Annotated in this window: 22 protein-coding genes and 2 tRNA genes; 10 read left to right on the top strand and 14 right to left on the bottom strand. The window is 70.2% G+C overall.

Going from position 1 to position 22,979, the window contains the following annotated elements:
- The first annotated feature begins 91 nt into the window (after positions 1–91).
- The gene (locus ACOTKD_RS04200; protein WP_424887497.1) at positions 92–1,459 is read left to right on the top strand and encodes a glycosyltransferase; all 1,368 of its coding nucleotides are present in this window, start codon (positions 92–94) and stop codon (positions 1,457–1,459) included.
- A gap of 161 nt (positions 1,460–1,620) precedes the next feature.
- Positions 1,621–2,796 carry a hypothetical protein gene (locus ACOTKD_RS04195; RefSeq protein ID WP_424887496.1) on the top strand — a complete coding sequence of 392 codons (1,176 nt, stop codon included), beginning with the start codon at positions 1,621–1,623 and terminating at the stop codon, positions 2,794–2,796.
- 203 nt (positions 2,797–2,999) lie between these two features.
- Here the strand turns inward: ACOTKD_RS04195 and ACOTKD_RS04190 are convergent, their stop codons facing one another.
- Positions 3,000–5,633, bottom strand: coding sequence for a valine--tRNA ligase (locus ACOTKD_RS04190; RefSeq protein WP_424887495.1), 2,634 nt, complete (start codon positions 5,631–5,633; stop codon positions 3,000–3,002).
- Positions 5,634–5,732: 99 nt separating this feature from the next.
- Between ACOTKD_RS04190 and ACOTKD_RS04185 the strand changes: the two genes are divergently transcribed.
- From ACOTKD_RS04185 to ACOTKD_RS04175, 3 genes are all read left to right on the top strand, one after another.
- Complete coding sequence (locus ACOTKD_RS04185; RefSeq protein ID WP_424887494.1) at positions 5,733–6,485, top strand: hypothetical protein; 753 nt, start codon at positions 5,733–5,735, stop codon at positions 6,483–6,485.
- 69 nt (positions 6,486–6,554) lie between these two features.
- Entirely contained in the window at positions 6,555–7,331 is a 777-nt protein-coding gene (locus tag ACOTKD_RS04180) for a hypothetical protein (RefSeq protein ID WP_424887493.1), read from the top strand.
- Positions 7,332–7,469: 138 nt separating this feature from the next.
- Complete coding sequence (locus tag ACOTKD_RS04175) at positions 7,470–8,396, top strand: hypothetical protein (protein ID WP_424887492.1); 927 nt, start codon at positions 7,470–7,472, stop codon at positions 8,394–8,396.
- Positions 8,397–8,445: 49 nt separating this feature from the next.
- On the opposite strand, the gene ACOTKD_RS04170 is transcribed toward ACOTKD_RS04175, so the two are convergent.
- Positions 8,446–8,871, bottom strand: coding sequence for a hypothetical protein (locus ACOTKD_RS04170; RefSeq protein WP_424887491.1), 426 nt, complete (start codon positions 8,869–8,871; stop codon positions 8,446–8,448).
- A 170-nt stretch (positions 8,872–9,041) separates the two neighbouring features.
- Between ACOTKD_RS04170 and ACOTKD_RS04165 the strand changes: the two genes are divergently transcribed.
- Positions 9,042–9,278: a GntR family transcriptional regulator gene (locus tag ACOTKD_RS04165; RefSeq protein WP_424887490.1), complete on the top strand. Its 237-nt coding sequence runs from the start codon at positions 9,042–9,044 to the stop codon at positions 9,276–9,278.
- 416 nt (positions 9,279–9,694) lie between these two features.
- Positions 9,695–9,832 (top strand): hypothetical protein, encoded by a 138-nt coding sequence (locus tag ACOTKD_RS04160; RefSeq protein WP_424887489.1) that lies wholly within the window; start codon positions 9,695–9,697, stop codon positions 9,830–9,832.
- Positions 9,833–10,045: 213 nt separating this feature from the next.
- Here the strand turns inward: ACOTKD_RS04160 and ACOTKD_RS04155 are convergent, their stop codons facing one another.
- The 8 genes from ACOTKD_RS04155 to ACOTKD_RS04120 form a co-directional block, all read right to left on the bottom strand.
- Positions 10,046–10,567 carry a DUF4232 domain-containing protein gene (locus ACOTKD_RS04155; RefSeq protein WP_424887488.1) on the bottom strand — a complete coding sequence of 174 codons (522 nt, stop codon included), beginning with the start codon at positions 10,565–10,567 and terminating at the stop codon, positions 10,046–10,048.
- Between the two features lie 192 nt (positions 10,568–10,759).
- Positions 10,760–11,176: an ACT domain-containing protein gene (locus tag ACOTKD_RS04150; protein WP_424887487.1), complete on the bottom strand. Its 417-nt coding sequence runs from the start codon at positions 11,174–11,176 to the stop codon at positions 10,760–10,762.
- 74 nt (positions 11,177–11,250) lie between these two features.
- Positions 11,251–12,141, bottom strand: coding sequence for a hypothetical protein (locus ACOTKD_RS04145; protein ID WP_424887486.1), 891 nt, complete (start codon positions 12,139–12,141; stop codon positions 11,251–11,253).
- Between the two features lie 160 nt (positions 12,142–12,301).
- Entirely contained in the window at positions 12,302–13,591 is a 1,290-nt protein-coding gene (gene clpX, locus ACOTKD_RS04140) for an ATP-dependent Clp protease ATP-binding subunit ClpX (protein WP_030366476.1), read from the bottom strand.
- A 142-nt stretch (positions 13,592–13,733) separates the two neighbouring features.
- Complete coding sequence (locus ACOTKD_RS04135) at positions 13,734–14,402, bottom strand: ATP-dependent Clp protease proteolytic subunit (RefSeq protein ID WP_374206189.1); 669 nt, start codon at positions 14,400–14,402, stop codon at positions 13,734–13,736.
- An 80-nt stretch (positions 14,403–14,482) separates the two neighbouring features.
- Positions 14,483–15,088, bottom strand: a complete 606-nt coding sequence (locus ACOTKD_RS04130; protein ID WP_106677247.1) for an ATP-dependent Clp protease proteolytic subunit — start codon at positions 15,086–15,088, stop codon at positions 14,483–14,485.
- Positions 15,089–15,467: 379 nt separating this feature from the next.
- On the bottom strand, positions 15,468–16,844 hold the full coding sequence (gene tig / locus ACOTKD_RS04125; RefSeq protein WP_424887485.1) for a trigger factor: 1,377 nt from the start codon (positions 16,842–16,844) through the stop codon (positions 15,468–15,470).
- Between the two features lie 185 nt (positions 16,845–17,029).
- A tRNA-Pro gene (locus tag ACOTKD_RS04120) sits at positions 17,030–17,106 on the bottom strand.
- Positions 17,107–17,302: 196 nt separating this feature from the next.
- Here ACOTKD_RS04120 and ACOTKD_RS04115 point away from each other — a divergent pair.
- A tRNA-Gly gene (locus tag ACOTKD_RS04115) sits at positions 17,303–17,376 on the top strand.
- An 89-nt stretch (positions 17,377–17,465) separates the two neighbouring features.
- On the opposite strand, the gene ACOTKD_RS04110 is transcribed toward ACOTKD_RS04115, so the two are convergent.
- Entirely contained in the window at positions 17,466–17,660 is a 195-nt protein-coding gene (locus tag ACOTKD_RS04110; RefSeq protein ID WP_106677252.1) for a hypothetical protein, read from the bottom strand.
- Between the two features lie 236 nt (positions 17,661–17,896).
- On the opposite strand from ACOTKD_RS04110, the gene ACOTKD_RS04105 reads away from it, so the two are divergent.
- Positions 17,897–18,976 (top strand): acyltransferase family protein, encoded by a 1,080-nt coding sequence (locus ACOTKD_RS04105; RefSeq protein ID WP_424887484.1) that lies wholly within the window; start codon positions 17,897–17,899, stop codon positions 18,974–18,976.
- Positions 18,977–19,033: 57 nt separating this feature from the next.
- Here the strand turns inward: ACOTKD_RS04105 and ACOTKD_RS04100 are convergent, their stop codons facing one another.
- A complete protein-coding gene (locus tag ACOTKD_RS04100; RefSeq protein ID WP_424887483.1) occupies positions 19,034–19,480 on the bottom strand; it encodes an HD domain-containing protein in 447 nt (148 codons plus the stop codon).
- Positions 19,481–19,533: 53 nt separating this feature from the next.
- Positions 19,534–20,673: a PP2C family protein-serine/threonine phosphatase gene (locus tag ACOTKD_RS04095; RefSeq protein WP_424887482.1), complete on the bottom strand. Its 1,140-nt coding sequence runs from the start codon at positions 20,671–20,673 to the stop codon at positions 19,534–19,536.
- Between the two features lie 148 nt (positions 20,674–20,821).
- Between ACOTKD_RS04095 and ACOTKD_RS04090 the strand changes: the two genes are divergently transcribed.
- A complete protein-coding gene (locus ACOTKD_RS04090) occupies positions 20,822–22,051 on the top strand; it encodes a GNAT family N-acetyltransferase (protein ID WP_424887481.1) in 1,230 nt (409 codons plus the stop codon).
- Positions 22,052–22,088: 37 nt separating this feature from the next.
- On the opposite strand, the gene ACOTKD_RS04085 is transcribed toward ACOTKD_RS04090, so the two are convergent.
- On the bottom strand, positions 22,089–22,895 hold the full coding sequence (locus tag ACOTKD_RS04085) for an Fpg/Nei family DNA glycosylase (protein WP_424887480.1): 807 nt from the start codon (positions 22,893–22,895) through the stop codon (positions 22,089–22,091).
- Positions 22,896–22,979: the final 84 nt, after the last annotated feature.

Raw genomic sequence — 22,979 nt, 5'->3', positions numbered from 1 at the left:
GCCGGGGCCTCTCCTCCGCGCAACGGCGAGCAACCCCCCACGCACGTGACCGGCGGTGCCGTACCCGCCGAAGCCCCCCGGAGTAAAACCCGTGTTCTCCAGCCCCCTCTTCCTCGTCTTCCCCTTCTTCCTCCTCGCCTGCTTCCTCCTCTACTGGGCCGGCGCCCGCCACGCCTACCTCCGCCGCCCCGAGGCGGAGAACGGCGACGCCGACGCCTTCGACTGGCACTTCTTCGTCCCGTGCCGGGACGAGGAGGCGGTCGTCGGCACCACCGTCGAGCGCCTGCGCGCCGACCACCCCCGCGCCCACGTGTGGGTCATCGACGACGACAGCGACGACCGCACCGGCGCCATCGTCGCCGCCCGCGCCGAGACGGACCGCCGCGTGCACCTCGTCAGCCGGGTCCGCCCCCATGCCCGCCAGGGCAAGGGCGCCGCGCTCAACGCCGCGTACGACGAGCTGAACCAGTTCCTCTCCAAGGACGCCGACCGCGAGCGCGTCGTCGTGTGCGTCATCGACGCCGACGGCCAGCTCGACCCGCACGCGCTGGAGCGCGTGAGCGGCCCCGCCGGCTTCGGCGACCCGGAGACCGGCGGCGTGCAGGTCAGCGTGCGCATGCGCAACGCCGGCGACCCCCGCCCGCTCGGCGAGGACCGCGGCCGCCTCCGCAACGCCTTCGCCCGTCTCCTCGTCCGCATGCAGGACATGGAGTTCTCCGTCTCCAACGCCGGCATGCAGCTGCTGCGCGGCCGCACCGGCTCCGTGGGCCTCGGCGGCAACGGCCAGTTCACCCGGCTCGCCGCGCTGGACCGGATCGCCGCCGCCGAGCGCCGCCCCTGGCAGCGCGGCGCGCTCCTGGAGGACTACGAGCTGGGCCTGCACATGATCCTGGGCGGTGACCGGATATCCCACATAGCCGACACCTGGGTCTCCCAGGAGGGCCTGCCGCACGCCCGCCGCTTCCTCACCCAGCGCACCCGCTGGGCGCAGGGCAACCTGCAGTGCGTCCGCTACGCGCCGCGCATCGTCTCCTCCCGCCACTACGGCGGCAAGGGCGTCCTGGAGACGCTCTACACCTTCCTCCAGCCGGTCGCCCACCTGGTGACCCTCGCGCTGTGCGCGGTCATGTTCGCCCTGCTGGGCCTGACCGCGGCCGAGGACGGCTTCGGCGCCGCGTTCGGCGGCATGCTCGCGCTGTGGCCGCTGGTGCTGGGCCTGGCCGTGGTCTCCGTGCTGCCGTTCGTGCTGTGGGGCCCGGTCTACCGCCGGGACCGCGCGTCCGACCACTCGCTGCTGTCCGCCCTGCTGTGGGGCCTCGCGCTGTGGCTGTACGCGTACCACCTCTTCCCGGCGTCGGCGCGCGGCTTCGTGCGGATGCTGCGCGGCCGCAACGGCTGGGCGAAGACGCGGCGCAACGCCGAGGTGGTCACCTCGGGGCCGGTCGCGATCGAGAGCTGACGCCGCATCAAACAAACCATGAACCGGGTCACACTTGTGGCCCTCGGGGCAACCAATGCTCCCGTTCCGCCATCTGACCCCCGGTGACACATGTCCGGCGCAGGTCCGGGCAGCGGAACGGGAGCGTTGTACGGGTGCGGGTACCGGAAATCAGCACACGGATGCACTTGCTGCTGCTCACGGCGTGGACCGTGCTGTGGTTCGCCGTCGTGGAACCCAACGGCGGCTTCTCCTGGCACTACCTGCGCACCGGCGGCGAGCTGATCTACCAGGGCGCGTCGGGCGACGGCACCGGCGGGCTCAACCTCTACGCCCACCACCCCGAGCTGCAGATGGGCCCCATCAGCTTCCTGGTGGCGGGCCTGTTCAACCCGTTCTCCGAGCACACCGGCCAGTTCCTGGCGGCGGCGTTCATGTCCGTGCTGGGCCTGGTCATCATGGTGCTCGCGGGGCGCAGCGCCGCCACCCACTTCCTCGGCACGGGCACCAACCACGATCGGCTGCGGCGCCGCGTGCTGATCGCGGGGCTGGCGTTCATCCCGATGTGGATCGAGGTGTCGGTGCGGTTCGGGCACCTGGACGACGTCCTGGCGCTGTTCTTCACGGCGCTGGCGGTCTGGTTCCTGACCCGCTGCAACCCGGCGGCCGTCGGCGCCTGCCTGGCCCTGGCCATGGACTCCAAGCCGACGGCCCTGGCCTTCGTGCCGCTGATCCTCGCCCTGCCCCGCGACCGCTGGATGAAGGCGGTCCTGTGGTGCGCGGCACTGCTGGCCATCGCCTGGCTGCCGTTCTTCGTCGCGGCCCCGGACTCCTTCGCCGCGGCGAAGTTCACCATCCCCAACAGCCCGGCCTCCGCCCTGCGCTGGCTGGGCGGCAACACCCCCGTGACCCCCGACTGGGCCCGCCCCGCCCAGGCCGCCCTCGGCCTCACCCTGGGTGCGGTCGCGGTGTGGCGGGGCCGCTGGGCCGGGGTCGTCCTGCTGGGCGCGAACGCCCGCATCCTCCTCGACCCGAGCGTCTACACGTACTACACGGCCTCGGTGCTGCTCGGCACGCTCCTGTGGGACGTGTGCGGGCAGCGGCGCCTCGTGCCGTGGTGGAGCTGGATCGCACTGATCGTGCTGTACGGCAGCGTGTTCGCCGTACCGGACGAGTCGGCCAAGGGCCTGATCCGGCTCGGGTTCGTGGCGGTGTCGACGGCGTACGTGCTGTGCTGGCCGCAGCACCGCCGGAAGCGGCGCCGCCGCCCTCTTGCGGAGGAGGACGAGGGTCTGGTGGAGGGCCCGTGGGGCCCGATGTGGGACCCGAACCGGTCGAGGCCGTGGGCGGCGCGTTAAGCGCTTCGCGCTCCGGCAGCGCAGTGCAGCGCCCCGCAAGGGGCGCGGGGCGGGGTCGATCTGCGGCTCCGCCGCGTGGGGGCGCCCCGTAAGGGGCGCGGGGAACTGCGCGACAAGCCCCCACCGGCCCACAGCTGACACACACAAAACGGCCCCCGTGCTCATGAGCACGGGGGCCGTTTCAGAGCCCGAAGGGCACCGGCTCAGCCCTGCGGCAGAGCCGCCAGCTGCGCACTGATCCGCTCGATGTCCGCGTCGGCCGTCTCCAGCCGCTTGCGGATCTTCTCCACGGCAGCCTCCGCCGCCTTGGCCAGGAACGCCTCGTTGCCGAGCTTGGCCGTGGACTGGGCCTTGTCCTTCTCGGCCGCGGCGAGCGCCTTGGTGAGGCGCTTGCGCTCGGCCTCGACGTCGATCGTGCCGGACAGGTCGAGGGCGACGGTCGCGCCCGCGACCGGCAGCGAGGCGGTCGCGGCGAAGCCCTCGCCGGCCGGCTGCAGGCGCAGCAGCGAACGCATCGCGTCCTCGTGGGCGGCCAGCGCCGTGCCGGTCAGGTCGAGGCGGGCCGGGACCTTCTGGCCCGGCTGCAGGCCCTGGTCGGAGCGGAAGCGGCGGACCTCGGTGACGACCTGCTGGAGCGTGGCGATCTCCTGCTCGGCGGCGGCGTCGCGGAAGCCACTGTCCTTCGGCCAGTCGGCGATGACGACGGACTCACGACCCGTGAGCGTGGTCCACAGCGTCTCGGTGACGAAGGGCACGACCGGGTGCAGGAGCTTGAGGGTGACGTCGAGGACCTCGCCCAGGACGCGGCGCGAGGCCTCGGCCTCGGGGCCGCCCTTCTGGAACGTGGTCTTGGACAGCTCCACGTACCAGTCGAAGACCTCGTCCCACGCGAAGTGGAACAGCGCGTCGGAGAGCTTCGCGAACTGGTAGTCGTCGTAGAGCGCGTCCACCTCGGCGACGACGGCGTTGAGGCGCGAGAGGATCCAGCGGTCGGTGGCCGACAGCTGCTCGGCGGGCGGCAGGTCGCCCTCCACCGTGGCGCCGTTCATCATCGCGAAGCGCGTGGCGTTCCAGATCTTGTTCGCGAAGTTGCGCGAGCCCTGGACCCAGTCCTCGCCGATCGGCACGTCGACGCCGGGGTTGGCGCCGCGGGCGAGGGTGAAGCGGACGGCGTCGGAGCCGTACTTGTCCATCCAGTCGAGCGGGTTGACCGCGTTGCCGAAGGACTTCGACATCTTCTTGCCGAACTGGTCGCGGACCATGCCGTGCAGGGCGATGGTGTGGAACGGCGGAGTGCCGTCCATCGCGTACAGGCCGAACATCATCATCCGGACGACCCAGAAGAAGAGGATGTCGTAGCCGGTGACGAGGACGGAGTTCGGGTAGAACTTCTCGACGCTCTCGGTCTTCTCGGGCCAGCCGAGGGTGGAGAAGGGCCACAGGCCGGAGGAGAACCAGGTGTCGAGGACGTCGGTCTCCTGGTGCCAGCCCTCGCCGGCCGGCGGCTGCTCGTCCGGGCCGACGCAGACCATCTCGCCGTCGGGGCCGTACCAGACCGGGATGCGGTGACCCCACCACAGCTGGCGCGAGATGCACCAGTCGTGGAGGTTGTCGACCCAGTCGAAGTAGCGCTTCTCCATCTCCTGCGGGTGGATCTTGACCTTGCCGTCGCGGACGGCGTCGGCCGCGGCCTTGGCCAGCGGGGCGGTCTTGACCCACCACTGCATGGACTGGCGCGGCTCCAGCGTCGTCTTGCAGCGCGAGCAGTGGCCCACGGAGTGGGTGTACGGGCGCTTCTCGGCGACGATGCGGCCCTCGGCGCGCAGGGCGCCGACGATCGCGGAGCGGGCCTCGAAGCGGTCCAGGCCGAGGAAGGGGCCGTGGGCGGTGATCACGCCGTGCTCGTCGAGAACGGTGATCGACGGCAGGTCGTGGCGTCGCCCGATCTCGAAGTCGTTCGGGTCGTGGGCCGGGGTGACCTTGACGGCGCCCGTGCCGAACTCGGGGTCGACGTGCTCGTCGGCGACGACGGGGATGCGGCGGCCGGTCAGCGGCAGCTCGATCTCGGTGCCGACGAGGTGCTTGTAGCGCTCGTCCTCGGGGTGGACGGCCACGGCGGTGTCGCCGAGCATCGTCTCGGCGCGGGTCGTGGCGACGACGATCTCCGAGTCCCCGGAGCCGTAGCGGATGGAGACGAGCTCGCCCTCGTCGTCCTGGTACTCCACCTCGATGTCGGAGATGGCCGTGAGGCAGCGGGGGCACCAGTTGATGATGCGCTCGGCGCGGTAGATCAGCTCGTCGTCGTAGAGCTTCTTGAAGATCGTCTGGACGGCCTTGGAGAGACCCTCGTCCATGGTGAAGCGCTCACGGCTCCAGGCCACACCATCACCCAGACGGCGCATCTGCCCGGAGATCTGGCCACCGGACTCGCCCTTCCACTGCCAGACGCGCTCGACGAACGCCTCGCGGCCGAGGTCGTGGCGCGACTTGCCCTCCTTGGCCAGCTCGCGCTCGACCACGTTCTGCGTGGCGATGCCCGCGTGGTCCATGCCCGGCTGCCACAGGACCTCGTAGCCCTGCATGCGCTTGCGGCGCGTGAGGGAGTCGATCAGCGTGTGCTCGAAGGCGTGGCCCAGGTGGAGGGAACCGGTGACGTTCGGCGGCGGAATGACGATCGTGTAGGGCTCCTTCTCGCTCTTGGCGTCTGCCTCGAAGTAGCCCCGCTCTACCCAGCGCTCGTACAGCGGCCCCTCTACGTCGGCCGGCGCGTACTGGGTCGGCAGGTCGGGGGTGCGGTCGGCGTGCCCGCTGTCGGGGCGCTGAGTGTTGTCGGTCACGGGGTGAATTCTAAGGGGGCGTACGCGGGGGTTTCGAATCGATTGCCGCGGGATCGGCGAGGATGACGCCCACGCAACGAGAGAAGCGGCGAGAGAACGATGAGCAAGCAGCAGGCCGCCCTGTACGAGCCGCTCCCGGTCACGGCCCGGTCCTACGCACAGCCGGGCGGCCCGAACGGCTACGGCGCAGCCGTGTGGCCACCGCCGGTCCCGGACCGGCGGGGCGCCGGCCGGGGCAGGGTCGTGGCCGGCGTGGTGATCGGTTCGCTCGTCCTGATGTGCACTCTTCTGGGCGGATTCCTGATCCTCACGGGCGGCGGCAGCAAGGCGGCCGGCGGAGCGCGGTACCGGCTGACGGCACCGGACCGCGTGGCCGGCTTCCGGATGGACTCGCCGGTCGGCCGCACGTTCCGGACGGACCACCTGGAGCGGCTGCGGAGCCTCGGGGTACGGGACGCGGGCAGCATCACGGCCGGCTACTCCTCGCCCCGCGGAAAGCTGATGTTCAGCGGCGTCTGGGGCGAGGTGAGGGATCCCGAGCGGGCCGTGGACGGCATGTTCGAGGCGATGGCGGAGGACGCCCGACGGGAGCCGGTGCGGAGCGGCGCGCGGGAGGAGGTCGTGGGCAGCCCGGAGCGGGTGAGCGTGGACGGCGCCGTCATGAAGTGCCAGCCGGTGAGCTTCACCCCGGCCGAAGGCGGCCCCGGGGTGTCCCTGACCCTCCCGTACTGCGTCTGGGCGGACCACAGCACGGTGGGCGTGGTGGGCGCGGCGCTGGGCGAACGGACGGCCGTCCCGGAGGCGGCGGAGGCGGCGGGTCAGCTGCGGCGGGCGGCGCGGACCCCGCAGTAAGGGCCGGATAAGCGACAAGAAAGGATGTTCCCCGACTTCTATCGACAAAGAGAAGCGGGGGGACGTCCCATGACCGACAACCAGCAGCAGCCGGTACCGCCGACGCCGCCGGCGGCGTACGGGCAGCCGGGGTGCGGCGGGCCCGCGCCATGGCCGCCGCCGATCCCGGACCGGCGGGGCGGGAAGGGCAAGGCGATCGGCATCACGATCGGCGCGGTGGCGGTCGTGGGCGCGCTCATCGCGGGCGCGGTGTACTTCGTGGGCAGCAGTGACAACGACACGGCGGCGTACAGGATCGAGCTGCCGGAGACGCTGCTGGGCGGCGAGTACAAGAAGGACAAGGACGACGCCGACTCCGCGAAGTCCGAGGACATCAGCGCCAAGGACCGCGCGCAGATGAAGTCTTTCGGGATCGAGGACGCCGACGGCGACGCCGCCGGCTACCAGAGCGACAAGCGCGGGTCTCTGGAGGTCGTCGGCATGTACGGCAGGATCCCCGACCCGGAGAAGACGCTCGACCGGATGGCGGCCGGGCAGGAGAAGGCCGGCGCCGGGAACGGCAAGCCTCCCCTCGGCGGCAAGACCGAACGCGGCACGTACAAGGACTACCGTCCCCGCGGGTTCGACGGAATCGCCCTGAAGTGCAAGGCCGACACGACGTCCTTCTCCTTCGGCGACAAGAACACCTCGATGACCCTCAGCCAGTGCCTGTGGGCGGACAAGGGCACCATCGCCTCGGTGACCAGCATGCCCTTCGGCGGCGAGGGCGACGCCAAGGGGATATCCGCGGAGGAGCTGGCCGAGATCACGGCCAGGATCCGCCAGGAGGTCCGCAAGCCGAAGTAGGCGATTCGCCCGAAGTGGCCGCCACTGTGTGACAACTGTTCCGAAACCGTTGCCGCCCGGCGGCAAGAGTCATCTAAGAGATCCGGAAGGATAGCGGGACTGTCACACGAGTCCCCCCACGGATCGAAGAGAGACGCGATGAGCTACAACCAGCCGGGCCCCTACGGCCAACCGCCCCAGCAGCCGGGCCCGTACGGCCAGGGCGCCCCGGCCGGCCAGCCCGGTTACGGTTACCCGCCGCCGCCCCCGCCGCCCCCGGGCACCCCGTACGGCGCCGCCCCCCAGGCGCCCCAGCAGCCCTGGGGCGTCCCCCAGCAGCCCCAGCCGGGCTACCCGGGCGGCCAGTACCCCCCGCCGGTCCCGCCACAGGGCGGCGGCAAGGGCAAGGCGATCGGCATCACGATCGGCGCGGTGGCGGTCGTGGGCGCGCTCATCGCGGGTGCGGTGTACTTCATGGGCGGCGGCGGTGACGTCAAGCCGTACACGATCGTCCTGCCGGACACTCTGCTGGACGGGAAGTACACGAAGAGCAGTGTCAGCTCGCCGGGGTCCAAGCAGACGAGCACTCAGGACCTGACGGACAACGCGAAGGTCAAGGAGCTGGGGATCTCCAACGGCACCAGCGTCTCGGGTGCCTACGCCAACGCCGAGAAGCAGAACCTCTCGGTGATCGGCGTGTACGGCGAGCTCTCCGACCCGGCAAAGACGGTCGACGCGATGATCGCGAAGTCGGAAGAGAACCAGAAGAAGAACGCCGAGACCATGCAGGGCATCAAGATCGAGACGGTCGCGCCCTGGACAGAGTTCTCCCCGAGTGACTTCGACGGCGCGGTCATGAAGTGCGCAACCAAGAAGACCACGGTCACCATGGGCACCATTTCGAGCTCAAACGAAGCCACCGAGTGCATCTGGGGCGATTCGAGCGCCATCGGCGCCGTCAAGCACGCGGTCGCAAAGAGCAACAGCCCCTACGGAGGCAGCACCTCCACCGGCAACGTGATGGCCGGCAAGGAGATGGCCGAGGTAACCGCCAAGGTCCGCAACGAGGTCCGCAAGGACAAGTAAGCAACGACGGGTAGCGGCCGCAGGGGCGGCCGCTACCGTCACGTCCGGGCTACTTCCCCCACCTACTGGCGGCGTTGGCTGCCTGAACCTTCGCGCTGAGCAGCTCGGCCTCGGTGGCGGGCCGGATCGTGTCGGGGTCCACTTCCCAGTCACCCCCGCCGGAGGGCGCACGCAGCAAGAGCTGCGACCCACCATTGCGCATGACTTGCCCGACGCTGCCGTCCCGCTTGTCCACGACGAACGAGCCGATGGCGGGGAGTGGTTGGTGCGCCCGTTCCGAGCAGGTGCAGATGCCCAGTGGGGAGCGGGACTCAAGGTTGATGCCGTGGGCGGTGGCCCATACGTAGACGCCGCAGGTGGGGCCCTGCGAGGTACGGGGTTCGGGTTCTGCCGCGCGAGGCTCGGGCACGGGCGGCGCTTCGGGGGCGGAAATCCGCCGTACCCGACGGAACCAGCGGTGGATAAGGTTGCGCATGTCGACGCTCCTCGTAGGCGTTGGCCATGCCCCGGGACCGTGCCAGCGGTCGCCGGGGTCTTCCACGACGCGGAGAGCGTAGCGCAGAGATCTATAGAGCCCGTAGATAACTAAGGAACCGAAGGAATCTGGACATTGCAGCGAACACTTGGAACACGTAGCGTCCCTGTGTGGTCGAATTCGCTCCTGACATCCCACGCTGGCGCCAAGTCGCCGAAGTGATCCGGCAGCGCATCAAGGACGGCACGTACCCGCCCCGCTCGCGCGTCCCGTCCATCAACCAACTCACCGAAGAGTTCGGCATCGCAGCCATGACGGCCCACAAGGTCCACCGCGGCCTCCGCGAGGAGGGGCTGATCTACACGGAGCCCGGCCTGGGCTCGTTCGTCGCCGAGCGGCAGCCGTAGATCGCACGGGAGGGGCCGGGGTGGTCCTGGCCCGGCAAGGGGCGTAAAGCGTGATTTGCGGAGACGCTCTGGGTTCGCCCTACGTGCGGCAGAGTCCGTAAATCATGCAGCCCCGTAGGGCCTGGACCACCCCGGCCCCGACCCCAGGCCGCACACGAAAGCGCCGCGTATCACGCACAGTTGGCGCTTCGCCACTTCCCGCCCCGGCCCGCCGTCCAGCCGCTATGCTCGCCGCTTGATGACGCGTTGACGCGCCGGTCTTTCCGGGGCGCCCGCAACGGTCAGTCACCCGCTCGGGGGGCTGGTTGGGGCGCGGCCACCCCGGTCGCACCGGGAGTGGCCGCGCCCATGGTCAGCCCTCCGCCTGGAGGGTCTGACCGGTGGGCGGTACCCACCCTGGGAGAAAGGCGCGGAACGTGCGCCATCGCAAAAAGAAGGACCGGTCTCGCCTGCGGGCCCAGCTCTATCGGATCTACCGCTGGTCGGCACCCCTCGTGGGCGCCGTGCTGGTGGCTCTGCTCCGGTGGTGGCTGGAGGTGAGGTACAAGCTGTAAGCCCTCGCTAAAGCCACTAGCGAGGGATCACAGCGTTTGGTCCTTCGCAGGAGCCCGCCATCGTGCCCCCGATGGTGGGTTCCACCGTGTCCGGTGACCGCATCTGGATGACACGGCTGCCCGGGGTACCCGACCGGATGGACATCGGCAGCTCCTACCGTACTCGCTTCGCCCCTCCCAAGCACCGGAGAAGCTCAGCACAACGCAACCTCTTCACCACATCAGGGCGGCCTCGACGTCGCTCTGCCAGTACGTCACCGCCGCCTTGCTGTCGACCCACGTGCCCTCGGGGAGCTTCACCGTGCGCGCCCGGCTCTCCGTGCCGTCACCCTCGTCGAAGCTCACGCGCAGGACGCTCACGGTGCGCCCGTCCGTGCCGGAGCCGTCAGCAGCCGAAAGGTTGATGCCGGCGTACGCGGACTGGCCCGGCTCCAGGGTGACCACGGCCTGCGGTATCGACTCGTCCACGACCGACACCACGTGCTGCGCAGCGTCGAAGGCCAAGTGCGGGTGCCCGTAGGCGAAGCACCGCTCGCTGCCGGTGTTGGTGACCGTCAGCAGCTGGTGGTTGATCGGGCGGGACACGTTCTGCACCGTGGTCGTGGTGTTGGTGAGGGAGCAGGCCGGAACGGGCGCCGGCTCCGCGGCCTGCGCCTGAGCGGACGAGGCTGCTGCGCCGGCGACGAGCGCGGCCGCGAGGGCGAGGCCGGTGGTGGTGATGCGGGCGGTACGCATACGGGTGTCTCCAAGGGGTGTCGGACGCCTCCCGGAACGGGATTGCCCGGGGCGTGCCGCCAGCCTCTCCGCGGATCTTCGCCACCCACAAGGCCTCACCGCGCCATCCGGGACGCCGAAACGCCTACATCCCGCCTGACCTGCGGAGACAGCACTCCCCTGGAATGCCGCAGCGGGACGCGCCGACGCTCCTCAGCCGCCGGACCGATCCCACTCGGCCGCGCTCGCCAGCCGCTCCAGGACCCCCACCGCCTCCTCCGCCCGCTCGTACGGGACGAAGAGGTGGTCGTGGTGGAACCCCGCCACGACGTTGCAGCTGAGGTCGGCCTGGGCCAGGGCCTGAGAGACAGCGGCCGTCAGCCCTACCGCCTCCAGCGCCGAGTGGATCCGCAGCGTGATCCAGCCGGCCACGTAGTCGTACGACAGCCCGGCCGCGTCGGCCTCCTCCTGGCGTACGACCAGGGTCAGCCCTTCCGGCTCCCGCACCGTCACCACGGGGGAGACACCCTCGGGCGCCTCCCCCACCACCGTCGCGTACACGTACCGCCCGGCGTTCAGCTCCGGCCGCATTCCGCTCAGCAGCTTGCTCAGATCACGTTCTCCAGCCATGGCCACACCCTACGCACGCGCGCATGCGAAAGGGCGCCCGGCACTCGTCCGGACGCCCTCTTCCACGCTACCGCTCAGCCCTCCTCGACGAAGAGCTCGTCGATCGTGGATGCGGTGAGAGCACGGTCCATCCAGCGCTCCAGGACCTCCAGGTCAGTGCAGCTTGTGATGCGCTCGCGGGCCGCCTCCGGCACGAGGATTTCCCGGTGATCCAGTACGCGCAGCACCATTGCCGACGCAGCTGCCCGCCCCTTGGCCTCACCCTTCAGAAGCGTCTCCTCGATGAGCGTGCCCCGGCCGGGGAAGTACGTGCGGATGGTCATCAGGTTCCTCCAGGTCTCCCTTGCCGGGGTCTCTCCCAGGCCGATTTCCAGCAGTTCCGAGTAGTACGCGACGGACTCTTCGTCTACCGTCCCCAGGGCACGCGCCAGCGCGTCCAGTATGGCCGGAGCATCCTGGTCCCGCCCATGCGTCATGGCCGAGAAGGTCGCCAGGGCCAGATTTTGGGCGGCTTCCTCCTCGTCGATGATCGGCGGAACGTTTCCGGGCCCCAGGACCAGCGGGTGCACGGACAGCGCTTTCCAGCCCTCGGGCCCGAGCTTGAAGGGGCCTGCTGCCCATTCCGCGGTCGCCTTGTCCTGGCAGACCACCAGCAGCAGTGCCGGGTGCCCGAACTTGGCCTTCAGAAACGCGAGGTAGTACGCCCAGCTGACCGCCTTGCCGCTGTCGCGGCGCCCTTGTGCCTCGATGGCCAGGAGAAAGCTCTCTCTGCTGTCACACGGCTGGATGCGCAGCACGCTGTCCACGCGCCGCTCCAGTGGTCTGATCTCTGTGGCGTCCGGCGAAAGGACTTCGACGGACACCTCCTCCGGCAGGGGAACGCCCAGGATCCGGAACACCGGAGCAAGTAACTCCGGGCGCTCCTGGAAGATCCGGTGTGATGCCTCGTGTTGCGATGTGACCATGGTCCGACCGTAGGAACGCAGCACCCACCCCGTTCAGCAATCCACAGCCGACCACCCGTTCGATACGCGGATCGATCACCCGTTCCGCAAACACGCGGGCAGCAAAAAAGGGGGCACCCGGCACAATGCCGGGCGCCCCACAAGCAACAAGCGCAGCGCGCTACGCGCTCTTCTCGTGCCGCTCGTCCTTCCCCACGATCCGCGGCTCCCGCGGCACCAGCGTGGGGTTCACGTTCGAGTGGACGACGTCCGCCGTGATGACGACCCGGGCGACGTCCTTCCGCGACGGGACCTCGTACATCACGGACATGAGGACTTCTTCCATGATGGCGCGCAGGCCGCGCGCGCCCGTGCCGCGCAGGATCGCCTGGTCGGCGATGGCCTCCAGGGCCGGGCGGTCGAATTCGAGCTCGACGCCGTCGAGTTCGAACAAGCGCTGGTACTGCTTCACCAGGGCATTGCGCGGCTCCACCAGAATCTGGAGCAGCGCCTCGCGGTCGAGGTTGTGCACGGACGTAATCACCGGCAGGCGGCCGATGAACTCCGGGATCATGCCGAACTTGACCAGGTCCTCCGGCATGACCTCCTGGAACTGGTCGCTGGCCTCGATTTCCCGCTTGGAGCGGATCGTGGCGCCGAAGCCGATGCCCTTCGCGCCCGCCCGCGACTCGATGATCTTCTCCAGGCCGGAGAAGGCGCCGCCGACGATGAAGAGCACGTTCGTCGTGTCGATCTGGATGAATTCCTGGTGCGGGTGCTTGCGGCCGCCCTGCGGCGGAACGGACGCGGTGGTGCCTTCCAGGATCTTCAGCAGGGCCTGCTGGACGCCCTCGCCCGACACGTCCCGAGTGATCGACGGATTTTCGCTCTTACGGGCGACCTTGTCGATCTCGTCGATGTAGATGATGCCGGTCTCGGCCTTCTTGACGTCGTAGTCGGCGGCCTGGATCAGCTTCAGCAGGATGTTCTCGACGTCCTCGCCGACGTAGCCGGCCTCCGTCAGGGCGGTGGCGTCGGCGATGGCGAAGGGGACGTTCAGCATGCGGGCCAGGGTCTGGGCCAGCAGCGTCTTGCCGGAGCCCGTGGGGCCCAGCAGGAGGATGTTGGACTTGGCGAGCTCGATGCCGTCGTCGCGGTTGTGAGCGCCGGTCTCACCGGCCTGCACCCGCTTGTAATGGTTGTAGACGGCGACGGAGAGGGCCTTTTTCGCGGCTTCCTGGCCGACGACATAGCCCTCGAGGAACTCGTAGATTTCGCGGGGCTTGGGAAGCTCTTCCCAGCGGACCTCGCTCGTCTCCGCGAGCTCTTCCTCGATGATCTCGTTGCAGAGGTCGATGCACTCGTCGCAGATGTACACACCAGGACCCGCGATGAGCTTCTTCACCTGCTTCTGGCTCTTGCCGCAGAACGAGCACTTGAGCAGATCGCCGCCGTCACCGATGCGTGCCACGAGGTGCTTCCCCTTCGCCTGGGATCCGCCTTGCACTGCGAACCCGGGTGCTTGCCTATCGACGGTACCTTGCCGGGCCCCCCGAGCGGGCCCCCCTTGCCCTTACTCGGTCAGTGCAAGGGGGATACCAGCGGCACGGCGATCAAACGTTTACGGAACTCTTGCGGGTAGAAACGATCTGGTCGACCAGGCCGTAGGCGAGCGCGTCCTCGGCAGTGAGGATCTTGTCGCGCTCGATGTCGTCCCGGATCTTCTCGATCGGCTGGGTGGAGTGCTTGGCCAGCATCTCCTCCAGCTGGGTGCGCATCCGCATGATCTCCTTCGCGGCGATCTCCAGGTCGGAGAGCTGCTCGCGGCCCGTCTGGCTGGAGGGCTGGTGGATCAGCACGCGGGCGTTGGGCAGCGCCATGCGCTTGCCCGGGGTGCCGGCCGCGAGCAGGATCGCGGCGGCGGAGGCGGCCTGGCCCATGCAGACCGTCTGGATGTCCGGCTTCACGAACTGCATCGTGTCGTAGATGGCCGTGAGGGCCGTGAACGAGCCGCCGGGGCTGTTGATGTAGATCGAGATGTCGCGGTCCGGGTCCATCGACTCCAGGCACAGCAGCTGCGCCATGACGTCGTTGGCGGAGGCGTCGTCGATCTGCACGCCCAGGAAGATCACGCGCTCTTCGAAGAGCTTCGCGTACGGGTCGTACTCGCGGACGCCCTGCGAGGTGCGCTCGACGAAGCGCGGGACGACGTAGCGGGAGTCAACCTGCGGGCCGGTGTACAGGCCGCTCGGGGACGAGATGTTCATGCGGGTTTTCACCATCCTGGTGGCGGTCGGTGGGCCGGGAGGCAGCCTCCCCGGCCCGGATGCGGGCTGTCTGGCGGTACGTACTGCGCCGGGGCTCAGGCCCCGGTGCCGCCGCCGCCCGGAACGCCGGAAGCGTGGGTGATGATCTCGTCGATGATCCCGTACTCCTTGGCCTCCTGCGCGGTGAACCAGCGGTCGCGGTCACCGTCACGGATGATCGTGTCCACGGTCTGGCCGGTGTGGAGCGCGGTGATCTCGGCCATGCGCTTCTTGGTGCGCAGCAGCTGCTCGGCCTGGATCTTGATGTCCGAGGCGGTGCCGCCGAGGCCCGCGGACCCCTGGTGCATGAGGATGTCGGTGTTGGGCAGCGCGAAGCGCTTGCCCGGGGTGCCGCCGGTCAGCAGGAACTGGCCCATCGAGGCCGCGAGGCCCATGCCGATGGTGACCACGTCGTTCGGGATGTACTGCATGGTGTCGTAGACCGCCATGCCGGCCGTCACCGAGCCGCCGGGGCTGTTGATGTAGAGGTAGATGTCCTTGTCCGGGTCGGCGGCCAGGAGGAGCATCTGCGCCGTGATCTTGTTGGCGATGTCGTCGTCGACCTGCTGGCCGAGGAAGATGATCCGCTCCCCGAGCAGCCGGTTGTAGACCTGGTCGCCGAGGCCACCACCGATGGCGATCTCACCGGCGGCGGAAGGCATCAGATTCGTCACGTATCCACCTGCTCGTCTCTGACGGCAACGGGCCGTCTCCGCGTCTTCTCCGGGGACCGGGGTCCGGCCGGCGCGGCCGGGCTGCTGCCGGCGGTCGCCACGTGGTCCCCTGCCCTCGTATCTACGGACCCTAACGCGCTGTTCGGCGGCCGCCATCCCGCATCAGGAACTGTTCGCTCTGAGCGCAGGTTCGCCGTGACACCGGTACGGGCCCGGCGCGGGATCCGCAGGTCGCGCAGGCCCGGGCGGCAGGGCGGGCAGCCGGCCCCGGGGACACGGACGGGCCCGGACGTGCGAACACGTCCGGACCCGTTCCGTAGCTGCCTCACGGGCGCCCTGCGGCGCCTGCGCGGGAGACCGGGGCCAATCAGGCCTCGGTCGTGCCCTCGGCGGCCTCGACGACCTCGGTGGCGGCCTCGGCCGTCTCCTCGTCCTCGTCGTCCAGGCTGATGACCTCGCCGGACGCGTCCTTGACGGTGGCGGCCTCGACCACGGTGGCCAGCGCCTTGCCGCGGGCGACCTCACCGACGAGCATCGGGACCTGGCCGCCCTCGACGACCGCCTGGGCGAACTGGTCGGGGCTCATGCCGGAGGACTGGGCACGGCGCATCAGGTGCTCCGTGAGCTCGTCCTGGCCGACCGAGACCTTCTCCTTGTTGACGATCTCGTCGAGGATGAACTGGGTCTTGATGCCCTTCTCGGCCTGCTCCTTGAGCTCGGCGTCGAACTCCTCGGCGGACTTGCCCTGGATCTCCAGGTACTTCGCCAGGTCCAGGCCCATCTGGCCCAGCTGGTGGTGCTCGAGGTTGTGCTTGCGGGTGTTGACCTCGTCCTCGAGCAGCTTCTCCGGCATCGGGACCTCGACGAGCTTGATCAGCTCGTCGAGGACCTTCTCCTGGGCCTGCGTGGCCTGGTCGAACTTCTTCATCCGCTCAAGGCGCTTGCGGCTGTCGGCGCGCAGCTCCTCCAGGGTGTCGAACTCGCTCGCCAGCTGGGCGAAGTCGTCGTCGAGCTCCGGCAGTTCGCGGGACTTGACGGCGGTGACGTCGACCTTGACCTCGGCCTCCTTGCCCTCGGCGGAACCGCCCTTGAGCTCGGAGGTGAAGGTGGCGGTGCCGCCGGCCTCCAGGCCGGTGACGGCCTCGTCGATGCCGTCGAGCAGCTGGCCGGAGCCGATGGTGTAGTCGACGCCCTTGGCGACGCCGTCCTCCAGCACCTCGCCGTCGACCTTGGCCTCCAGGTCGACGGTGACGATGTCACCCTCGGCGGCGGCGCGCTCGACCGGGGAGGTGGTCGCGAAGCGGTCGCGCAGCTGCTCGAGCGACTTCTCGACGTCCTCGTCGGTGACCTCGACGGAGTCGACGGTGACCTCGATGCCGGAGTAGTCCGGGATCTCCAGCGTCGGGCGGATGTCCACCTCGGCGGTGAAGGACAGCAGCTCGCCGTCCTTCAGCTCCGTGATGTCGACCTCGGGCTGACCCAGCGGGTTCAGCTCGGCCTCGTTGATCGCCTCGGTGTAGAACTTCGGAAGCGCGTCGTTGACGGCCTCCTCCAGCACCGCACCGCGGCCGAAGCGCTGGTCGATGACACGGGCCGGGATCTTGCCCTGACGGAAGCCCTTCACCGTGACCTGCTGGTTGATCTTCTTGTACGCCGCGTCGAGGCTGGCCTTGAGCTCCTCGAAGGGCACCTCGACAGTGAGCCGAACCCGAGTCGGGTTCAGGGTCTCCACGGCGCTCTTCACGGTTCGGTCTCCTTGGGGCTGACTTCTGGTGATTCTGCTGAGGTTCAGCGGATCGCGCCCGGTAGGCAGACTCGGTAGTGCAGACACACGGGCACGCAGCTTGCATAGTAACCGCAAGCAGGATGACGCCCACAATGTGATCTTGCCCGTGGCCGCGTGGTTCCCGGTGGCCGCGGCCGTTCGTGTGGTCGGGGTGGCCGGATTCGAACCGACGACCTTCCGCTCCCAAAGCGGACGCGCTACCAAGCTGCGCCACACCCCGTAAGTGCGAGACGTAGGGTACATGCCCGCGGAGGGGACGGTGGCCGCATTCGCGGCGGCGCCCGGGAGCGCGGGGCGGCGCGGGACCGGCGCGGAGACGCGCGGGGACCGGGGCCGAAGGGGTGACGTGCGGCGCACCGCCCGGACCCGCTACGATGCACACCGTGCCGTACGGCCCTTCCGGGCTCGCGGCGCGTGCGGGCGTAGCTCAATGGTAGAGCCCCAGTCTTCCAAACTGGCTACGCGGGTTCGATTCCCGTCGCCCGCTCCACCGACGCCTCCGGCCCTGCCGGGGGCGTTTGTCATACGGCGGCCACCACCCGCCGGCGGCCACCTGCTGACCGACCGCTGACCGGCGTCTCAGATCTTGATGCCGCTTATCGTCTCGACGATCGAGTTCAGGAACCTCTGAATGGACGGCGCCAGGCCCGTCGAGGCGAGGAAGAAGCCGAAGAGCATGGCCACGATGGCCGGGCCGCCCTTGATGCTGCCGGAGCGGAAGAGCACCACCAGCACGATCGCCAAGAGCAGCACCACTGACAGCGAAATGGCCACAACTGATCACACCCTCGGTCGGATACACCGGTCCACCCACTGGTCGGCCCGGGAGACATGCTCCCCGCAGCCCTCGCCCGTCAACCATCGTGCCACCAACTTGCCTGTTTCTGTGGGCCCGTGACATTTCATCGGCACTTCGTCCAGAAACTGTCCGCAAAGCCGTGGTCAGTGGATATCGGGGGACTTGGCGGGCGGCGTGGCGGCCGCGGCGAGACGCCGCTAGGGTGCGTCGGATGTCCCCCGCCGTCACACCCCCCGCCCGCGCGGTGACCCCCTCGGAGCAGGCCGGACCCGCGTCCGCCGCCGCCCCGGCACAGCGCGATCCCTTCTTCGACAACGCGAAGTACCTCGCGATCGTCCTGGTGGCGCTGGGGCACGCGTGGGAGCCGCTCTCGCACTCCAGCCGTGCCGCGATGGCGCTCTACATGACCGTGTACACCTTCCACATGCCGGCCTTCATCCTGATATCCGGCTATTTCTCCCGCGGTTTCGATATGAGTCCGGCCAAGCTCAAGCGGCTGCTCACGGGCGTGGTCGTGCCGTACCTGGTCTTCGAAGTCGCCTATACGTACTTCCAGCACTGGGCGGAGCCCGACGCGGCGCCGGAGCCGGTCTCGCTGCTCAACCCGTGGTACCTGAACTGGTTCCTCGCCGCGCTCTTCGTCTGGCGGCTCACCACGCCGGTCTGGAAGCTCATCCGCCGGCCGGTCCCCGTCGCCTTCGTCGTCGCCGTGCTGGCCGCCGTCTCCCCCGAGATCGGCGGCGACTTCGATCTGCAGCGGGTGCTGCAGTTCCTGCCGTTCTTCGTGATCGGCCTGCACCTGCGGCGCGAGCACTTCGAGCTGGTCCGGCGGCGGTGGGTGCGGGTCGCGGCGGTGCCGGTGTTCGCGGCGGCGGTGGCGGTCGCGTACTGGCAGGCGCCCACGCTCGACACCGGCTGGTTCTACCGGAACAGCGCCGTCCAGGACCTGCACGAGCCGGTCTGGACGGCGCCCGTGATGACCCTGACCCTCTTCCTCTGCTCGGCCGTGCTCACGGCGGCCTTCCTCGCCTGGGTCCCGCGCCGGGCCGTGTGGTTCACGTCACTGGGCGCGGGGACGCTGTACGGGTACCTGCTGCACGGCTTCCTGATCAAGCTGTCGCGCTGGTGGGAGTGGTACGACGCGGCTGCGTGGATTCGTCAGCCGGTCGGTGAGGTCGTGGTCACCCTGATCGCCATCGTGGTGATGACGGCGCTGTGCACGTCGCCTGTACGGCGGGTTTTCCGGTGCGTGATGGAACCGCGGATGGAGTGGGCGTTCCGTAAGGCCTGAGGCCGGTCCGGCACCGCCGGTCTCCACCGTTGTGGTTGCGCGCCGTCGCGGCGGAGATCAGTGGTGCAGGCCCAGCAGCCGCCGCATCTTCGCGTACTTCGCCGCCAGGCGTACCCGCGTGGCCTCGTCCAGTTCCTTCGCCCGCTCCGGGTCCGAGTTGTGGGCCAGGTCGGACTCCTTGACCAGGAGGGCGCCGGGCGTGGCCAGGATGCGGGCCGCGTACTCCTCCGGGGGCTCGCCCGGGCGCTTGGTCACCGCGAGGATCATGTCCTTGACCGCGGGGGGCAGCTCCGAGGACGCCAGCCACTCCTCGCTCACCGCGCCGTCCTCGACGGCGTCGTGCAGCCAGGCCGCGGCTATCTGCTCGTCGCTGCCGCCGCGCTGCCGCACGCCCTCGGCGACGGCCGCCAGGTGCTCGGTGTACGGGCGGCCCGCCTTGTCCGTCTGGGCGGCGTGGGCGCGGCGCGCCAGGGCTTCTACGGCGGCGAGGTCGAGAGCGGTCATGGGCGTCCTCCGTGGTGCGGTGCCGGGGGCCGGTACCGGGTTCAGTGCCGGGTTCAATGCCGGCAGATCAGCAGCAGGGCGCGGTCGTCGTTGACGTCCTTCGCGACGGCCTCGATGAGGTGCCAGGCGGCGCCCTGGAAGCCGGCGGAGACGTAGCGGTCGGCCTCGCCGGTGAGGCGGTCCATGCCCTCGGTGAGGTCGCGCTCGGCGGTCTCGACGAGGCCGTCGGTGAAGAGCATCAGGACGTCGCCGGGCCGCAGGGTGCCCTTTATGGGGTCGAACTGGGCGCCGTCGTAGACGCCGAGGAGCGGGCCTTCCGCCGCCTTCTCCTCCCAGCGGCCGGTGCCCGCGCAGAGCTGGAGGCCGGGGAGGTGGCCCGCGGAGAACATCTCGTAGTCGCCGCTGTCGAGGTCGAGGACGAGGTGCACGGAGGTGGCGAATCCCTCGTCCCAGTCCTGGCGGAGGAGGTAGCCGTTGGCGGCGGGCAGGAAGTCGTGGGGCGGCAGGGAGCCGAGGAGGCCGCCGAAGGCGCCGGAGAGCAGCAGGGCGCGCGAGGCGGCGTCCATGCCCTTGCCGGAGACGTCCGTGAGGACGACCTCCAGGGTGCGGCCGCCGTTCGTGCGGGCCGCGACGACGAAGTCGCCCGAGAAGGACTGGCCGCCGGCCGGGCGGAGCGCCATCTCGCGGTGCCAGCCGCGCGGCAGCTTCGGCAGCTTGCTCTGGACGCGGATGCGTTCGCGCAGGTCGAAGAGCATGGTGCCGCCGCGCCGCCAGGGCACGCCGACGCGGCTGCGGAACTGGGCGATGAGCAGCCCGAGGAAGCCGACGGCCGCGACGACGAGGATCGTGCCGGGCGTGACGCGGACGCCGTCCCCGGAGGCCTCGGCGTTCAGCACGCCGGCCTCGGCGATCAGGGCCACGGCGGAGGCGGCGTAGAGGGCGAGCAGGCTCGCGGGGCGCAGCAGCAGCCCGCCGGCGACGATGGGCAGCACGAGGGCGGTGGGCACGCACCAGGCGGGCAGCGCGATGGTGGTGAGGGCGAGCGCGGGGACGGTGAGGAGGAGGGCCGCCAGGGCGATCCAGTCGGAGCCGTCGCCGCGGAAGTAGTCCACCCCGGCTTTGCGCACGCTTGTGCGGGCCCGGTGCCATGCTTTGCGCATCCGTGCCGTCGGGGTCTCCGCACCGCCAGTCATTGCATCGTGACCTTATCCACCCATTCGGCGGTGCGTCGACTCACGCCGCGCCGACACGGCCGCGCACGGTACGTCCCGTGCGGCAGGGTCGGCCCCTTATGTGAAATTCCTTCGCGTGCGGGGCGGGATCGCTGCTAGGGATGGGGGCATGACGACGGAGTTGCGGGTCCTGCGCGATGCGGAGTTCGACACGTGGTACGCCAACCTGGAGCTGGCGTTCGGCGGTGTCCCCGAGCCCCCCGAGGAAGTCGCACTGTGGCGGGAACTGACCGGCTTCGACCGGTCGATCGGGGTCTGGGACGGCGCGGAGGCGGTGGGTACGACCGGGGCGTTCGCGTTCCGGATCACGGTCCCGGGCGGGGAGCAGGTTCCCGCCGCGGGGGTGACGATGGTGTCCGTGCGGCCGACGCACCGCAGGCGGGGCCTGTTGCGGCGGATGATGCGGCGGCAGCTGGACGACGTACGGGCCTGGGGTGAGCCGCTGGCCGTCCTGACGGCCTCCGAGCCGGACATCTACGGGCGGTTCGGCTACGGCATCGCGACACACTCGATGAGCGTCCGTATCGATACGGCCCGCGTGCGGCTGTCCGTCCCGGCGGGCACGGACGGGGTGCGGCTGCGCTTGTCGAAGCCCGGTGAAGCACGCGACGCCTGCGAGGCGGTCTACGCACGCCGGGTAGCCGCCCGGCCGGGCATGCTCGCACGGCAGCCGGGCTGGGAGGGCCTGCCGTTGCTGGACCCGGCGGACACCCGTGAGGGGGCGTCGCCGCTGCAGTGCGTGCTCGCCGAGGAGGACGGGCGCACGGTGGGGTACGCGCGGTACGCCGTGCGGCCGGACTGGGCCGCCGCGGGCGCGAACGGCACGGTGCTGCTGCGCGACGCGGAGGCGCTGACCCCGGCCGCGTACGCCGCCCTGTGGCGCTATCTGACGGAGATCGACCTGACGGCGTGCGTCACCGCCCACAACCGGCCCGTGGACGACCCGCTGCTGCACCTGGTCGGCGACGTCCGGCGGTGCGAGGCGCGGGTGAAGGACTCGCTGCACGTCCGGCTGGTCGACGTGGGGGCGGCGCTCGCCGCGCGGACGTACCGCGGCGCGGTGGACGTGGTGCTGGAGGTCGCCGACGACTTCTGCCCCTGGAACGCGGGGCGGTGGCGGCTGACGGGCGACCGGAAGGGCGCGTCCTGCGAGCGCACCGAGGACGCGGCCGATCTGGCCCTGTCCGTGCGGGAGCTGGGCTCGGCCTACCTGGGCGGGGTGTCCCTGGCCGCGCTCGCGGGGGCGGGCCGGGTGCGGGAGCTGCGCGAGGGCGCGCTGGAGGAGGCGGCGACGGCGTTCGGCAGCGACGTGGCGCCGTGGCTGCCGCACGGCTTCTGATCCCCGCCCCGGCCCCTGCCGGGCGAGTGACGGGCTGTCAGCGCTGCTGGCAGCCCGGGCACCAGAAGAGGTTGCGCGCAGCCAGGCCGGCGGTGCGGATCTCCGCCCCGCAGACGTGGCAGGGCAGGGCGGCCCGGCGGTAGACGTACACCTCGCCACCGTGGTCGTCCACGCGCGGCGGGCGGCCCATGGCCTCCGGGGTGTGCTCGGGCCGCACGGTGTCGATCCTGTTGTTGCGCACGCCCTCGCGCATCAGGGCGGCCAGGTCGGCCCACATGCCGTCCCACTCGGAGCGGGTGAGGTCGCGGCCGGTGCGGTACGGGTCGATGCCGTGCCGGAAGAGGACCTCGGCGCGGTAGACGTTGCCGACGCCCGCGACGACCTTCTGGTCCATGAGCAGGGCGGCGACGGTCGTGCGGCTGCGGGAGACGCGCTGCCAGGCCTTGCCGGGGTCGTCGCCGGGGCGCAGCGGGTCCGGGCCGAGCCGGTCGTGTATCGCCTGCTTCTCGTCGCCGGTGATCAGGGCGCAGGTGGTGGGGCCGCGGAGGTCCGCGTACGACTCGGGGTTCGCCAGGCGCAGGCGGACGGTCTCGGTGGGGGGCGGGACGGGGCCTCTGCCGAGGGCGTACTTCCCGAAGAGACCCAGGTGGATGTGGACCCAGTCGTCGCCGAAGCCGAGGAAGAGGTGTTTGCCGTGGGCCTCGGTGGTGTCGAGGACGCGGCCGTCTATGAGCGCGGCGCCGTCGGAGAACTTGCCCTGGGGGCTGGTCGCCCGGACGGGGCGGTCCGCGAACATGTCGCGGTGGTCGGCCGCCAGGCGGTGGATCGTATGCCCTTCGGGCATGGGGCTTGTCCTCCGACAGGGTTCGTTGACGACTGCGGGCGCAAACGCCGGAGTGTCCGGCCGGGCCGCTCGCGCGGCCCGGCC

This window comes from Streptomyces sp. XH2, assembly GCF_049725035.1.
Classification (GTDB): domain Bacteria; phylum Actinomycetota; class Actinomycetes; order Streptomycetales; family Streptomycetaceae; genus Streptomyces; species Streptomyces roseoverticillatus.
Note: the sequence above shows the minus strand (reverse complement) of the source record. Positions and strands in the feature narration are given on the sequence as shown.